14 protein-coding genes are annotated in these 15,051 nt (G+C 56.6%); 3 read left to right on the forward strand and 11 right to left on the reverse strand.

What is annotated here, in order from left to right; translation table 11 throughout:
* Nucleotides 1-120: 120 nt before the first annotated feature.
* Together ACQR35_RS05160 and ACQR35_RS05165 are read right to left on the reverse strand one after the other, a co-directional pair.
* On the reverse strand, nt 121-1,317 hold the full coding sequence (locus ACQR35_RS05160) for a glycosyltransferase family 4 protein (RefSeq protein ID WP_430269405.1): 1,197 nt from the start codon (nt 1,315-1,317) through the stop codon (nt 121-123).
* A gap of 55 nt (nt 1,318-1,372) precedes the next feature.
* Nucleotides 1,373-2,182: a hypothetical protein gene (locus tag ACQR35_RS05165; RefSeq protein ID WP_430269406.1), complete on the reverse strand. Its 810-nt coding sequence runs from the start codon at nt 2,180-2,182 to the stop codon at nt 1,373-1,375.
* 243 nt (nt 2,183-2,425) lie between these two features.
* Between ACQR35_RS05165 and ACQR35_RS05170 the strand changes: the two genes are divergently transcribed.
* Complete coding sequence (locus ACQR35_RS05170) at nt 2,426-4,114, forward strand: ATP-binding protein (RefSeq protein ID WP_430269407.1); 1,689 nt, start codon at nt 2,426-2,428, stop codon at nt 4,112-4,114.
* Here the strand turns inward: ACQR35_RS05170 and ACQR35_RS05175 are convergent.
* Genes ACQR35_RS05175 through ACQR35_RS05185 form a run of 3 tightly spaced genes read right to left on the reverse strand, consistent with a single transcriptional unit; the run spans nt 4,083 to nt 6,909 of the window.
* Nucleotides 4,083-5,555, reverse strand: a complete 1,473-nt coding sequence (locus ACQR35_RS05175; RefSeq protein WP_430269408.1) for a glycosyltransferase family 2 protein — start codon at nt 5,553-5,555, stop codon at nt 4,083-4,085. The two genes, ACQR35_RS05170 and ACQR35_RS05175, sit on opposite strands and share 32 nt — an antisense overlap.
* Nucleotides 5,555-6,538 (reverse strand): HEAT repeat domain-containing protein, encoded by a 984-nt coding sequence (locus ACQR35_RS05180; RefSeq protein ID WP_430269409.1) that lies wholly within the window; start codon nt 6,536-6,538, stop codon nt 5,555-5,557. Before ACQR35_RS05180 ends, ACQR35_RS05175 begins: the two co-directional genes overlap by 1 nt.
* A gap of 2 nt (nt 6,539-6,540) precedes the next feature.
* On the reverse strand, nt 6,541-6,909 hold the full coding sequence (locus ACQR35_RS05185; protein ID WP_430268351.1) for a response regulator transcription factor: 369 nt from the start codon (nt 6,907-6,909) through the stop codon (nt 6,541-6,543).
* Nucleotides 6,910-7,091: 182 nt separating this feature from the next.
* Here ACQR35_RS05185 and ACQR35_RS05190 point away from each other — a divergent pair, with 182 nt between their 5' ends.
* Complete coding sequence (locus ACQR35_RS05190; RefSeq protein WP_430268409.1) at nt 7,092-7,538, forward strand: DUF3515 domain-containing protein; 447 nt, start codon at nt 7,092-7,094, stop codon at nt 7,536-7,538.
* Nucleotides 7,539-7,559: 21 nt separating this feature from the next.
* On the opposite strand, the gene ACQR35_RS05195 is transcribed toward ACQR35_RS05190, so the two are convergent.
* From ACQR35_RS05195 to leuC, 6 genes are all read right to left on the reverse strand, one after another.
* A complete protein-coding gene (locus ACQR35_RS05195; protein ID WP_430269410.1) occupies nt 7,560-8,690 on the reverse strand; it encodes a D-alanine--D-alanine ligase family protein in 1,131 nt (376 codons plus the stop codon).
* Between the two features lie 23 nt (nt 8,691-8,713).
* The gene (locus ACQR35_RS05200; protein WP_430269411.1) at nt 8,714-9,787 is read right to left on the reverse strand and encodes an NAD(P)H-dependent glycerol-3-phosphate dehydrogenase; all 1,074 of its coding nucleotides are present in this window, start codon (nt 9,785-9,787) and stop codon (nt 8,714-8,716) included.
* Nucleotides 9,784-10,560, reverse strand: coding sequence for a lysophospholipid acyltransferase family protein (locus tag ACQR35_RS05205; RefSeq protein ID WP_430269412.1), 777 nt, complete (start codon nt 10,558-10,560; stop codon nt 9,784-9,786). The genes ACQR35_RS05200 and ACQR35_RS05205 overlap by 4 nt, the downstream gene beginning before the upstream one ends.
* A 12-nt stretch (nt 10,561-10,572) precedes the next feature.
* Entirely contained in the window at nt 10,573-11,898 is a 1,326-nt protein-coding gene (murA, locus tag ACQR35_RS05210; RefSeq protein WP_430269413.1) for a UDP-N-acetylglucosamine 1-carboxyvinyltransferase, read from the reverse strand.
* 224 nt (nt 11,899-12,122) lie between these two features.
* Nucleotides 12,123-12,722 (reverse strand): 3-isopropylmalate dehydratase small subunit, encoded by a 600-nt coding sequence (leuD, locus tag ACQR35_RS05215; RefSeq protein WP_430269414.1) that lies wholly within the window; start codon nt 12,720-12,722, stop codon nt 12,123-12,125.
* Between the two features lie 28 nt (nt 12,723-12,750).
* Entirely contained in the window at nt 12,751-14,205 is a 1,455-nt protein-coding gene (gene leuC, locus ACQR35_RS05220) for a 3-isopropylmalate dehydratase large subunit (RefSeq protein ID WP_430269415.1), read from the reverse strand.
* A 112-nt stretch (nt 14,206-14,317) separates the two neighbouring features.
* On the opposite strand from leuC, the gene ACQR35_RS05225 reads away from it, so the two are divergent.
* Entirely contained in the window at nt 14,318-15,037 is a 720-nt protein-coding gene (locus tag ACQR35_RS05225; protein WP_430268358.1) for an IclR family transcriptional regulator, read from the forward strand.
* Nucleotides 15,038-15,051 lie beyond the last annotated feature (14 nt).

The following is a 15,051-nucleotide window of genomic DNA, read 5'->3' on the forward strand; positions in this document are numbered from 1 at the left end:
CTCCCGGGAGTCGCCGGATCACCTGAATCGCTAGAACTGCAGGATCGTCATTAAGGTGTTCTGACGCGGTGGCGGCTGCTAGCCGAAGGTTCTGTAACAGCTGTGGCTTAGCGGAAAGGGTCACCTGTCACCGGAGCTTCGTGCCAAAAGTTCATCAATCAGTTCCATATAGTGTTTGGCAGATGCACGAATTTCCGCATGGTCTTCCACCCAGTCGCGCCCCCTGCTACCTACGTCTAAGCGGCTCCTATCGTCCGCTAAGTCATTCCACAACTGCGCAATGGCTTCAACCGTGCTCGGGACTACGTCACCGGCGTCAGAATCAGAGATAATGCGTGCCGCTTCGCCACGTACCACGGCTGTAACGTGACGCCCTACGGCCAGAACTTCGTACGTTTTAGAGGGAATAGTGGTCTCGAAGGACTTCCAGTCATCTCGTAGGGACACGATGCATGAGTCCGCCAGCTTGTAGGCTTCCAAAACTGCCTCACGTTTTACCGGGGGGTGAAAGGTGACTGGAGCGCCGATCTCGCGAGCGAGTTGTATTAGTCCTGGCTTGGCAACTCCATAACCCACCATGTGCAAGTGCATACGGCTACCAACCTTTGCAGCAGCCTGAACCATCAGCTCCAAACGTTGGCTTTCACCATGGTTGCCCAGATACAACACGTCTAGCTGTTCTTTGTCCACAACTGGTGCCGGAAGGAGAGGGACGGATCTCAAGTCCAGACCGTTGGGAACAGTCGCAACTACGGCAACTCCACGTTCTAGAAGAGTCTTAGCAAAACCCTCAGTGACTGTGACAACCAAGTTTGCTTTGTTTTGCACAAACTCCACGGCTTTTTCTGCTAGAGACTTCACTTGTCCTTGAACTAGGCGTGCGTCGCGTGCCAAGTCCGGCCAAGCGTCCCGCATTTCCACTACCAATGGGACGCGGAAAATTTTGGCCACCACATGACCGGCAGCCAGAATTGGCAAGCTAGGCGCAGTGACAACAACTACTTCTGGGCGTCGCTGCATCATGGCAGCTGGGACGCTCAGCACTGCCGTGTACAGGTTGTCTACAAATCTGCCAACGCGGGTCTGAGCATGCCGTAAATACGGAACTCGCCGAATGCGTTCGCCATGTTCGCCCCGTTGATGACCCCAAGGATATCCGGCGTCTGCGCGCCGTTCCGTGCGTTTGCCGTTCGGGAAGTGCGATACGGGGGTAACTACATCTACTCGCCATCCGGCCGCTTGGAACTCCCGGACAAAGGAACTCCAGCGCCGTTGCGGGGGACTTTGGTCTGGCCAGTAACTGTGAGTAAGCAACATTACGTGCCGTATTTGGACGGGACGTTCTCCTACAGTGAAGCCTTCCAAGATGCCCCTACTTGCTCAGTGAGCCGGGTGCGCGAGTTCCCTTGGAATTCATTGCCCGGAAGTACAGAACCCCAAGACCAATAAGTACCACCACAACGATTCCCTGTGTGAGCGGCGACGTTACTGCTGCGGCAGCCTGGGTGGAGATGGTTTCAAGAGAAGGCAGCGCCGGGACAGCGTTCTGCTTGTTGGACGTAGCCGCGTCCACAACTGCCTGAGACTTCTTGGCGGCCAGCGTCTTTGCAGCAGCCCCCGCGTCAGAAAGAACTGGACCCAGTTCGGCCGGTTGTCCATCTGCAAGGGACGGGTCCAGAGCGAGGGCAAGGTCCGGACCGAGCGCAGCGGCCACATCAGCGGCGACGGCCCCCGGTAAATCAGTCTGGGTAGCCACCCCGGGGATGGTCTGAGCGGGAGGCTGCACTGCACCTGGGTTCGAAACTTGCCCACCAGATACAGCACCACTGGTTGACGATGGTTGCGGGGTTGGAACAATCCCACCGGTTGACGGCGCTGTTTCCGACGGATTCGTATCCACGGGAGCCGGAAGAGTTTCTACAGGTGCCTGCGGAGAGTCGCTGGGTGCTGGCACAGGCAATTCAACCGGTGTCTCGGGAGGGGCCGGAATATCCGAGGGCACCGGTTCGGCGGTAGGTGTTGCCAACGGGTCACCGTCCATGGGGGCAGTCTCGCCAGCAGTCGCCGGGTCTGAACTGACTGTATCCACTGTGGTTACAGATGCATCGTCAGCTATTGCCGCGCCAGCAGGGAGGAGCAATAGAGCTAAGGTCAAAAGGCCAGATGCCAACTTCTTGTTCAAGCGAAACCCCCCACACACGAAACTTCCCGATTTGTGCCCTAATTGGCCGCAGAGAAAGCGAAACACTTCATTGTACTAGCAATCTGGTTGCTTAGGACAAGCAGCCAGCGATGCTCAGCGATTGATACAGAGTTGAGACTCGGCATCCCCTTGTGTGGCATACACTGACCATGACCATCACAACACTGATTCCGGCGGAGTTCAGCCCCTGTTCGCCGATGCGGGAGAGACGAGCGGGTGCACGTGACAAACCACCAAAAATCTGCTCTGGGCATGCTGTACAAATCCGGGAATGTTCGTACGGATACCCTCCTGAGCCAAGGCGCCTTCCTGGGTATGTTTGGCGTGGTTTCTTTAGTGACCGGGCTGAGCGAACCAAGCCTTTTGGTCAGCAGCTCTTATCTTGCAGCGGCAATCATTGTCACCGTGGCCAGCGTTTGGACAGTGATCGTCAATCCGCGCCCCACGAGAACAACGTTAAGCGCTTTACTAGTTGCCATCATTCCCGCTCTTGACTTGGCCTCCGTAGTTATCTTGCGCAGTAACAGCAACCCATTGGAAGCTGTATACGCCTTTGGCTATCTGGGGGTTCTTCCAGCTTTTTGGCTCGGTTCAATTCGAAAATGGTGGTGGGTCGCCGTTGCCGGAGCAGCTGCGGTTGCTGCGGTAGAAGTGCCCTGGCAAAACATCGAGCAAACACTAGTTCACGCGAGCGCTCAGTATGTAGCTGCCAACACCTTGATTCCCTTGCTGATTGTCACGGCGGCTCTTGTGGCAAAGGGCCAACGCCACCAATTCGATGAACACCGGAAAGTTATTGATGCTAGGGAGCATGAGCTCGCCACTAGCCTTACCGAGCAGAAAAAAGGCCAAGAGGTTCTGGCTAAGGTACTGGACACAGTAAACATGGGCATTTTGGTCATCGACAAGGACGGCAACGATGTTTTGGCCAACCCTGCGATGAGAAACCATCCAGTGCTAACAGGCAAAAAACAGCGGACCATAGATCTTGAGACGAACCAGCAATTTTTGGACGCCGATGGGCTCACTCCCATTGCTCCCGGCCACGGCCCAGTTAGTGCCGCCATGCGTGGAGAGTCTTCACGTGGACGCGTGTTCTGGATGGAAAGCGCTGACGGCACACGTTACGCCATCAGTGTTTCAGCAACCCCCATCCTCGATGAGCAGGGGAACTTCAGCCGTTCAGTGGTGGCCTTGGATGACGTCACAGATTTTATGAACAATCTTCAAGCCAAGGACGACTTCCTTGCCTCGATCTCCCACGAGCTCCGAACACCACTGACCTCGATTGGTGGTTATCTGGAGCTCCTTCAAGACCAAACCGCTGGTACCGATACCAAATTCGCAAAGTACCTCGAGGCGATGGAGCGCAACGTGCGGCGTCTAAAAGTCCTTGTGGCTGATCTCCTCACGGCCGCACAGTTCCAGCGCGGAAGCCTAGAACTACGTCCCAGAGCGGCCGATTTGCAAACGATTGTCCGTCACGCAGCGGAGCAATTCCTCTCTCAAGCCATCGCTAAGGGGCTTCACTACACCGTTCAAGACGGCCCTGAGCTGCCAACGACTCTTGATGTTCAGCGCATGGGCCAAGTGTTGGAGAACCTCATTTCTAACGCCGTCAAGTACACTCCAGCAGGCGGAAGCGTCACAATCTCGGCCACGGCCTCTCCTGATACTAAAACTCTGGAGGTAGTGATTGAAGACTCGGGCGTTGGAGTGTCCACAGGCGATCAAAGCCACTTGTTTAGCCGGTTTTACCGGGCGACGTCTGCCGTTGAATCCAACGTTCCTGGAATAGGGTTGGGGCTTGCCATTAGCAAATCAATCGTGGAGGGCCACTGTGGAACTCTTGAGTTCCACAGTGTAGAAGGACGTGGAACTACCGTGAGAGTCGTTCTCCCGCAGCAGTAACAGCCGCGTCCCGCTCATCGGCGAATCCAGTGCGAGTCATTGTTCCCCACTCGGCTGCCGAACCGCGCAGAGCTGCCCACCAGCCCTGTAAACGCCAAACTGCCGTCAACTGCCGGTAGCCAAAGTTCTCCACTATCGCCGCAAAAATGCACGCCCACAGGTCCCGCCACTTGGTGTAACGGTGGAACGAAGCTTCCTCCACCACCAAGGCAACCAAACTCACAAAAATGGCGTAAACGTAGGACACCAACAACAACAGAAGAGCATAGTGCGGATCCACTAGCCCCAACCACAAACCAAGTGGAACCAAGATGAGTCCCGAGAGCTCCAACGCTGGTGCGATCAACTCGAAGAGCCAATAAAACGGCAGGGCAATCATGCCAACCCGCCCGTACCGCGGATTCAGTGTCATGCCTCGGTACTGTGACAGAACTTCCCAAAGACCGCGGTGCCAGCGTCTGCGTTGGCGCGCAAGGACAGTCAAATTTGGCGGCACTTCAGTCCAGCTCACCGGCTCAGCAACAAACACAACCCGGTACCGCCGTTTAGAGTCGATCATTTTCTTGTGGATGCGCATCACAAGTTCAAAATCTTCACCAATGCAGTCCGGGTCCAGACCGCCGGCTTCGAGCAAAACGTCGCGCCGGAACATTCCAAAGGCGCCCGAAATCAGAATGAGTGCTTTGAGCTGTGACCATCCAGTTCGGCCCAAGAGGAACGCCCGGAGGTACTCAACTACTTGGATTCGGGCCACCATCTCCTTGGGCATACCCACCTGGACAACACGACCTGCAGAAACGCGGCAACCGTTAACCGCCCTCACCACTCCCCCAGTGGCCACCACATTTTCTGGGTCATCGGCAAAAGGTTTGGAAACGGTGAGGAGCGCATCGGGGTCAATCAGTGAGTCAGCATCCACCATCACCACTAGATCTTTGGCCGAAATGTTGATGCCTGCGTTAAGACTGTCAGAGCGGCCCGAATTTTCCTTGTCCACCACCGTCAGTGGAATGGCCGGATCGTTAGATCGCCAAACCCCCCGCAATGCACCCCTGACCGGAATGCGTTCCGGGACTTCACGGGCGTCCAACTCCAAGGAAAACGTCTCAATCAGCTTCTGAAGAGTGGCGTCCTTACTCCCGTCGTTGACCACAATGACTTCATGGTCCGGATAGCGGAGGTCCAACACGGAACGAACGGAAGTGGTGATAACCATTTCCTCGTTGTAAGCCGGCATCACCACCGATATACCTAGACTTAGCGGCGATCCTGCCACAGCACGCTCACCGCTAAAAAACGTCCTGCGCAGGTATGCGGCAAAGTTCGTTGAAGCGAGCCCAATCAGCACTAGATAGGAGGTGTTGATCACCAAAAAGTACAGCAACATGGGCCACGCAACGATGGCAAAAATGGTGGTAAGTATGCCGCGAGCAATTTCCATTACTGTGCTTTCACTTCGGTGTTTTGCGGCCAAATCGCCGTTGCGTATCGCACTTCAGGATCGGTGCTGGTAGCCAAGGCTGTACGGACGTTGAAAGTCCAAGCCTCTGGAAGCTGCATGAGCGCATGTGCCGCGGCCAGCCGTACTGCTGGAACCGCATCGTTCATTGCACGGTGAAAAAGTGGCTGAATGGCTGCGCTGCCATGTAACTGCCCCAGCGAACGGGCCGCGGCTTGACGCACCAATGCATCTGAGTCACCCAACAGCGTTATGAGCCGAGAGGCCGCACCGGGGCTCTGCAAGTAACCAGCCAATTGGGCGGTGGTACGCCGGACGGCAGCGTCTGGATCCGTAAAGCCGTCGTCAATAGCTGTTCCTGAGTGCTCGGCGAGGTTCAACAGAGCCGAGGCGGCCACTGTGGTTGGCACACCTGAATCGCTTCTAAGCGCGTTCAGCAACGGCCTAACGGCACTGGGGTTTCCCGTACGGCCCAAAGCACGGACTGCCACAATCCGAACTTCAACATCCGGGTCTACGGCAAGGTCCAATAACGGCGCAAGGCTTTGCGGCCCAGCTGTTAGACCCAAGACTTCAGCGGCCCGTGCACGTACCACCGCATCCCTAGCATCTGCGTCCTTAACGGCGCGGTCGATGGTTCCACAGGCTTCAAGCAATTGGGTCAGAGACTCGGCGGCCTCGCCTTGGACTTCCACAAGAAGTCCCAAAATCGTTTTCTCTGCTGCAGCCCTTTCCGCCCTGCCGTGGGAGTTTAACTCCCGAGCAAAGGACTCAACTTCGTCCGGCTCAGCAACCGTTGCCTGCAGGATCAGCGAACGCGTCCGCTGCTCAAGCGCGGCAGCCCGCCGCGCGGTCAACTTTCGCGTGACTCGCAAGAGAACAAGGAGCAGAAACACTGCTGCTGTTGCTGCGGTACTTCCCACCAAAACCGCTACGACCACGGGGCCGGCCAGTAATGTCTGCACGTTTAGTTTCGTGCTATCAGCGCGTTTACCCGGACTAACAACTCACGTGGACTGAATGGTTTGGCTACATAGTCATCGGCACCAACAGCAAATCCCACTTCAATGTCACGTTCTTGAGTACGCGCCGTCAGCAATAAAACTGGTGTGGTGATTTCTGCGTTTCGCATGGCACGCAGCACGTCGATTCCGGACATTCCAGGCATCATCACGTCAAGAACGACGGCGTCGAACTCACCTGTGGAGGCGCTTTCCAGTCCACTAATACCGTCGTGCGCCGAGGTGACGAGATAGCCTGCCGATTCGAGCTTGATTCCCACCAAATCACGGATGTCCGCGTCATCGTCGACCACAAGAACTTTCTTGCCTGACATGTTGTACAACCCACTTCGTTTCGGCAACCCCCACGGTTGCATACGCTGAAATTCTAACGTGTACGGTGCGAGGTAGCACGGCGACTATCGGCAAGCGTGGGATCGCATTGGCCCGGTAGGCTGTTTAGGTGTCTTCTTCTCCTCGTTACCCCCGTGCTGTTTCTCTTTTTGCTGTAGGCAGTCTGCTCGCGGCAGGGACTCTATCGGCTTGCTCACCAACAGTGAACGTTACTGCTGCCAAAGATGCTGCCAACCCCGAATGCGCCAAAATGATGGTGGCCTTGCCGGACACACTGGGGGATCAAAAGCTGCGTGCTACCAATGCGCAAGCGACCGCTGCCTGGGGTGATCCGTCCCAGGTTGTTCTTCGCTGTGGGGTCAATCCCCCTGGTCCCACCACTGATCGTTGTGTAACAGTCAATGGCGTGGATTGGGTCATCAAAGAGGGTAACCCAGCATGGACACTCACCACTTTTGGTCGCGTTCCAGCGACGGAGATTTTGATGGATCCGAACAAGATCAGTTCTGCTACCGTTTTGGCCGAGTTAGCAGCACCAGCGGCCAAGATTCCGGCAGGCAACAAGTGCGTTGGTCAAGAGGATCTTCAGAACTTACCCACTACTAAGTAGGTGCTCCAGTCAGTAGGAACTCTAGCGTAGGCCGGTCTTGCGCTCTAGCGCCAAAGCAATGAGCTCATCAATGAGGTCTGGGTAATTCATTCCACTAGCGGCCCACATCTGCGGGTACATACTCTTGGGAGTAAAACCGGGCATCGTATTGATCTCATTGATGATGAACTCCCCGTCCTCGGTATAGAAAAAGTCCACTCGGCTGAGCCCTTCAGCGCCTACAGCGTCGAACGCCTGCGATGCGAGCTCGCGAACGCGTGCAATGGCAGCATCTGGCAAGTCGGCAGGGCAGCTGAGGGCAGCTGCATTGTCCACGTATTTTGCTTCAAAATCGTAGAAGCTATGCGCGCCGGTAGTAACGGCAATTTCCCCCGGAAGGGAAGCTCGTGGCGCGTCAGTTCCTCGGCCCTCTAGGACTGCACACTCAATCTCACGGCCCACAATTCCGGCTTCAATGACCAATTTGGGATCGTGCTCCCGAGCCTGTGCAATTGCCTGGTCCAGCTCTTGAAGTGAATCAACTTTGGAAATTCCCATACTTGACCCGGCTCTAGCCGGCTTCACAAACACCGGAAAACCTAACGCCTCAACCTGAGCTCGAACCGCTGCTGGATCGTTGGTCCACTGACGGTCTGTGACGGCCACATAAGGTCCAACCTTCAGACCGGCTGCTTCGAAGACCACTTTCATAAAGTGCTTGTCCATACCCACAGCTGATGCCAGCACACCGGAGCCAACGTAGCGTGTATCCGAAAGCTCAAGAAGTCCCTGAATTGTTCCGTCTTCACCAAAGGGCCCATGAAGGAGCGGGAAAACTACGTCCACCGTTCCCAGCTCAACCGGGACTTCATTGGGCGCGGCAACAATAAGTTGGTGCTCTCCACCAATTTCAGCCAGCGCCACCGTTTTGTCTGATGCCAAAACTTCGGGCGCCGCACCAGCCGCCAGTGACATGCTGCTGAGGTCCTCGTTAACAAGTACCCATTGCCCACTCTTAGCGATGCCGATTGGCACAACGTCGTACTTGTCCCGGTCAATGGCGCCGAGTACGCCCGCTGCCGTGACACAGCTAACGCCGTGTTCGCTTGAGCGTCCTCCGAAGAGGACAGCGACGCGCGGTTTGTTGGGATTGCTCACAAGATTTCCATTCATGTTTTCAGCGAACACGGGCACTACTACTGGCTGACTTCTGATTTGAGTTCCCTCGAAAGCAACCGAGGGCCTAGCTCTTCTACTGGCAACCGGCCAGCAAGAACTTCAACCACTGCTGCAGTGATGGGCATGTCAATGCCGTGTTTCAACGCTAACTCAAACACGGCCTCAGCCGACTTGGTACCCTCGGCGGTTTGCGTCATTTGCTCTGCAAGCTCATCTTGAGAAAGTCCCTCGCCCAGCAGCCGGCCAGCGGTGTGGTTCCGTGAAAGTGGAGAGGAACAGGTTGCCACCAAGTCTCCCAAACCGGCTAGGCCGGCCATGGTTTGAGCGTGGCCACCCAGCGCCAGCGCAAGCCGTGATGTCTCAGCCAAGCCTCTTGTGATCACGGAGGCCTTTGTGTTGTCTCCCATGCGGCGGCCCTCGCAGATACCAACAGCAAGCGCAATGATATTTTTGACGATTCCCCCAATTTCTACACCCACCACGTCGGTGCTGGTGTACGGGCGGAAATATGGCGCAGTGCACAACGTCGCCAACCGGTGAGCCAGATTCTCGTCCTCGCAAGCCACCACTGAGGCGGTCGGTTCACAGCGGGCGATTTCCATAGCCAAATTTGGGCCGGAGATCACTGCTACACGCTGAGCGTCTATACCAAGCTCGTCAACAATGACTTCACTCATTCGCGCATCAGTCCCCCGTTCCAGCCCCTTCATCAGGGAAACTACAACGGCCCCGGACGCTAACAACGGTTTCCAGATCCGAAGTTGAGCTCGCAACGATTGAGCGGGGACGGCCAGCACAACGATGCCCGCACCATCAAGAACCTCCGCAATATCAGCTGAGGCACTGATGTTGCTTGGGAGTTGAGTGTCCTTGAGGTACTGCTGATTAGTGTGTTCGGAGTTAATCTCTGCGGCAATATCTGGCCGTCGCGCCCACAACTGAACTTCTCGAGTGGCCCCGGCACTGAGTGCAGCATCACCCAGAACTTTCGCGAAGGTAGTTCCCCAGGAACCGGCACCAAGCACCGCGACTTTAGCTACGCCGTCGTTCACCACTGTGTGGTTTCCTTGCACAGGCTGTGCAGGGCTCATTCTGTTGCTCCCGGCTTTGTGGCGCGTTGATTCTCGCCTCGATCACCAACCCTGCCGTGGGCGCTTTGGCCGTGTTGTGCTGGATCCCAGCGTTCCTCCGGTGCTTTCTCGCCGCGCAGTTCCTCGAGTAATACTGTGATGGCGTCCATGATCTTTTCAGTGGCCGCAGCGAGTGTGGCTTTGTCCATGGGCTGGCCTTGGAACTCACTAAGATCTACGGGGTCACCCACCAAAACGCGCGAAGTCTTGCGTGGAAAAACATGAAGACGCTTGCCATAACGCGGAAACACCTCATGAGCGCCCCATTGAGCGATTGGCACCACCGGAACGCCAGTCTGCAGCGCTAGTCGAGCGGCACCTGTCTTGCCTTTCATCGGCCACAGATCGGGGTCACGGGTGAGGGTGCCCTCAGGAAAAATAACAATGGAACCGCCGCCATCAACAACTTCTTGGGCCACCGTCAAGGAACCATTAGCTCCAACCCCGGTGCGTTCGACAGGTATCTGCTTGCAACTACGCAACAGCTTGCCAAAAACCGGGACATCAAAAAGACCGGCCTTGGCTAGGAAGTGAGGCGGGCGTTTGTTGCTATAAAGCATGTGACCAACCGCCACAGGGTCTAATTCGGTGCAGTGATTCGGCACAGCAATGAAGCCACCCTCCGGTAGCTTCTCCAAGCCCACCCAGTCCTTGCTCATCAACGCGTTCATGATGGGGCGCAGGACGCCAGCCAAAAATGCGAAAGTTGCGCGGGCCGTTAACGTTTCACTCACAGTTTTAGAACCCTACTTTGTGGTGGTGAGATCAAAGTCGGCGCCCAAGGCAGCCAACTTGTCCGTAAAGTGCTCATAGCCTCGGTTGATAATGTCAATGCCCGTCACCCGCGATGTACCTGTGGCGGCTAGCGCTGCGATCAGGTGGCTGAATCCCCCTCGGAGATCAGGAATGTCAATGTCAGCGCCCTTGAGCTGGACTGGACCCGAGATCACCGCTGAGTGAAGGAAGTTTCGCTGCCCAAAGCGGCACGGAACACTGCCCAAGCATTCGCGGTGAAGCTGAATGCTTGCACCCATTCGAATCAAGGCGTCGGTGAAACCGAATCGGTTCTCGTAGACGGTTTCGTGCACGATCGAGACGCCCTCGGCCTGGGTCAAAGCCACCACTAGCGGTTGCTGCCAGTCGGTCATAAATCCGGGGTGGACGTCCGTTTCCAGCACGAGTGGCGAAAGCTTGCCGCCCGGGTGGTAAAAACGAATCCCGTCATCGGTGATGTCCATTCCTCCGCCTACTTTTCGGTAGGTGTTAAGGAACGTCATCATGTCCCGTTGATTGGCACCTTCAACATAGATGTCACCTTTGGTTACCAGGGCAGCAGAGGCCCAAGAAGCCGATTCGTTGCGGTCAGAAAGGGCCTTGTGCTGGTAGCCGCCGAGTTCCTTAACGCCTTCAATACGGATGGTCCGGTCCGTCTGAACGCTGATGATGGCGCCCATCTTTTGCAGAACAGCAATGAGGTCGATGATCTCCGGCTCGGTAGCCGCGCCACTAAGTTCCGTGATGCCCTCAGCCCTAGTGGCGCTGAGCAAGACCTGCTCGGTGGCACCAACGCTGGGGTAAGGCAACGAAATCTTGGTTCCCTGCAAGCCTCTAGGAGCTGAGATGTGAATCCCGCCAGGCCGCTTCTCAACCACGGCACCGAATTGGCGCAGCACATTGAGGTGATAGTCAATGGGCCGGTCGCCAATTTTGCAGCCACCAAGGTCCGGAATAAAAGCCTCACCGATCGCGTGAATCAGCGGCCCACACAACAGGATGGGGATTCGCGAGTCGCCTGCGTGAGCATCGATAGCTGAGGTCGAGGCGGTTTTGGCGTTTTTGGGATCCAAAGTGAGATCCCCTGTGGCAGAGTCCTTCACTACGGAAACGCCGTGTAGCTGCAAGAGGCTGGTAACTACTTCAACATCCTTGATCTCTGGGACGTTGCGCAGAGTGGAGGGCTCGTTGCCGAGTAGCGCCGCGACCATCGCCTTAGGAACTAAGTTCTTCGCGCCACGCACGGAAACTTTGCCGGAAAGCGGCACGCCGCCGCGGATAGTCAGAACACTACTCATAGATACCAGTTCCTTACAGTCAATGGCCTCCCATACGGGCTAAGGCCTCAACCAAGCATAGAAGCTGGGGTTACCAAATCGAAACACCGCGGCCCTGCGTCGCCCAGCACCTTAGATAGGGCTCCAACCTTGGCCATTGAAATTGGCGGCTCTCCCCAGCAAATACTCAGCATCTATGGTGACAGCAGGGCCCGGAATCATATTCCGGGCCCTGCTGTACTCTGCTAGCTCTTGACCGGCAGCGTCTTCGGTTTGAACTCAGGTCGTGTGGCTTCGAAGGCGGTAATGTCCGGCTCGTGTTGGAGGGTCAGGCCGATGTCATCCAACCCTTCGAGCAAACGCCAGCGGGTGTAGTCATCTACTTTGAAGGGCGCAACAATGTTGCCGCACTCCACGGTCTGGGACACCAGGTCAACTTTGACTGCCGTTCCCGGCGCATGCTCAAGTTCTTTCCAGATCTGCTCGATGTCCCCTTGGTCCAACTCTGCAGCCAGTAGGCCTTGCTTTCCGGAGTTGCCGCGGAAAATGTCTGCAAAGCGGGAAGACAAAACGGCTTTGAAGCCATAGTCCTTCAGTGCCCACACTGCGTGCTCGCGGGAGGACCCTGTTCCAAAGTCGGGGCCAGCAACAAGAACTGATCCCGTAGTGTACGGCTCTTGGTTGAGGATGAAGTTTTCATCCTTACGCCAGCCAGCAAAGAGGGCGTCTTCAAAACCGGTGCGGGTGATCCGTTTGAGGTAGACGGCGGGGATGATCTGGTCAGTGTCTACGTTGCTTTGGCGCAGCGGGACGCCAACGCCGGTGTGAGTGGTGAACTTTTCCATGGGAACTCCTGGTCTGTGTCTGGAAGTCTCAGGCGGCGTGAGACGCAGCGCTGGCAGCGGACGTGATGGGATCCAAGTCCGACGGCGAGCTGAGCGTTCCGCGGATGGCGGTAGCGGCAGCAACCACGGGGGAAACCAAGTGGGTACGGCCGCCCTTGCCTTGACGGCCCTCAAAGTTTCGGTTGGACGTGGATGCGCACCGCTCCCCTGGTTCTAACTGATCTGGGTTCATACCCAAACACATCGAGCAACCGGCAAATCGCCACTCAGCGCCGAAGTCTTTGAAGACTTGGTCCAAGCCTTCGGCTTCTGCTTCGAGGCGAACCCGCGCCGAACCCGGCACTACCAGCATCCGAATGTTGGGATCCTTTTCACGCCCACGAATAATATCCGCAGCCGCACGCAGGTCCTCAATACGAGAGTTGGTGCACGATCCCAAAAAGACAGTATCCACACGGACCGACTTCATGGGAGTACCAGGAGCCAAGTCCATGTATTGGAGAGCACGTTCTGCCGCTGCTTTGGCGTTCTCATCGCCAAAGTCTTCGGGGTTAGGAACGGATTCGGACAGCGAGACACCCTGGCCAGGGTTGGTGCCCCATGTAACAAAGGGTTCCAGTGTGTTCGCGTCGAGGTCCACTTCAACGTCAAAGACTGCGTCCGCGTCAGTGGCCAAGCTGTGCCAGTATTCAACTGCGGCATCCCACTCAGCACCAACGGGTGCGTGCGGGCGGCCCTGGACGTAGTCATAGGTGGTCTGGTCAGGCGCCACCATGCCTGCGCGTGCACCAGCTTCGATGGACATGTTGCAGATAGTCATACGAGCTTCCATGGACAGCGCCCGAATGGCGGATCCGCGGTATTCCAGGACGTATCCCTGACCGCCGCCGGTGCCGATCTTGGCGATAACAGCCAAAATGATGTCCTTGGCTGTAACGCCCGGACGCAATGTGCCTTCGACATTGATAGCCATGGTCTTGAAAGGCTTGAGCGATAGTGTCTGGGTGGCCATCACGTGCTCCACCTCAGATGTACCAATACCCATTGCCAGCGCACCGAACGCTCCGTGGGTAGAAGTATGTGAGTCACCACAGACCACCGTCATACCCGGCTGAGTGAGCCCCAACTGGGGACCCACCACGTGAACAATGCCCTGTTCCGCGTCTCCCAAGGAGTGCAGGCGCACACCGAACTCGGCGCAGTTGTTACGCAAGGTTTGAATTTGCGTACGGCTGGTCAGATCAGCAATGGGCTTGTCGATCTCCAAGGTAGGAGTGTTGTGATCCTCTGTGGCAATGGTGAGGTCCGGGCGGCGCAGCTTGCGCCCAGCCAAACGGAGCCCCTCGAAGGCCTGAGGTGAGGTCACTTCATGAACCAAATGAAGGTCGATGTATAGGAGATCTGGCTGAGCGTTGGCGCCCTCACCTTCGCCCTGGCGCACCACGTGCGCGTCCCATACCTTCTGGGCCAGTGTCTTTGCCACGGCCAGCTCCCTTCACTGCTTACGGATGTGTACTTCAACTGAACCAGCAGCACAAGATGTTTTACTAGCTCAACGATTTGCATCTCAGATAATGAGACGTCAATATCATTGTATGGACAACTCAAGTGGAGTCGGCGTGATCGACAAGGCAGCCCAAGTACTCGACGCACTCGAGGCTGGGCCCACTACATTGGCGCAACTCGTTGCTGCCACCGGATTGGCACGCCCCACGGTGCACCGCCTGGCTTTAGCATTGGTCCATCACCGCTTGGTCAGCCGAGATATTCAAGGCCGCTTTGTCCTGGGCAGTCGGCTAGTGGAGCTCGCTTCTGCAGCTGGTGAAGACCGTCTGATCGCCTCCGCCGGTCCGGTACTTCTGCAATTGCGCGATGCTACCGGCGAAAGCGCACAAATCTTCCGCCGTCAAGGTGAATGGCGCGTCTGCGTCGCATCCGCCGAGCGGCCCATCGGCCTTCGGGACACCATTCCGGTAGGTACTCAGTTGTCCATGAAGGCAGGCTCCGCGGCCCAAGTGTTGCTCGCCTGGGAAGACCATGACCGCTTGCTCCAAGGTCTCCAAAATGCACGGTTCACACCCACCGTCCTGGCGGGCGTCCGCCGTCGTGGTTGGGGACAAAGCCTAGGCGAACGTGAACCTGGCGTTGCCTCTGTTTCTGCCCCCGTTCGTGGCCCCTCGGGAAGAGTCATTGCAGCAGTGTCAATCTCTGGCCCCATCGAGCGGCTGACACGCCAGCCCGGCCGCATCCATGCTGAAGTTGTGTGCAACGCTGCGAGAGTTCTCACGGAAGCTCTGCGAAAAACGAACGACTAGCCCCCAACAAACGG

Origin of the sequence: Pseudarthrobacter sp. J1738 (assembly GCF_050490315.1) — a bacterium.
GTDB lineage: Bacteria > Actinomycetota > Actinomycetes > Actinomycetales > Micrococcaceae > JBNPEO01.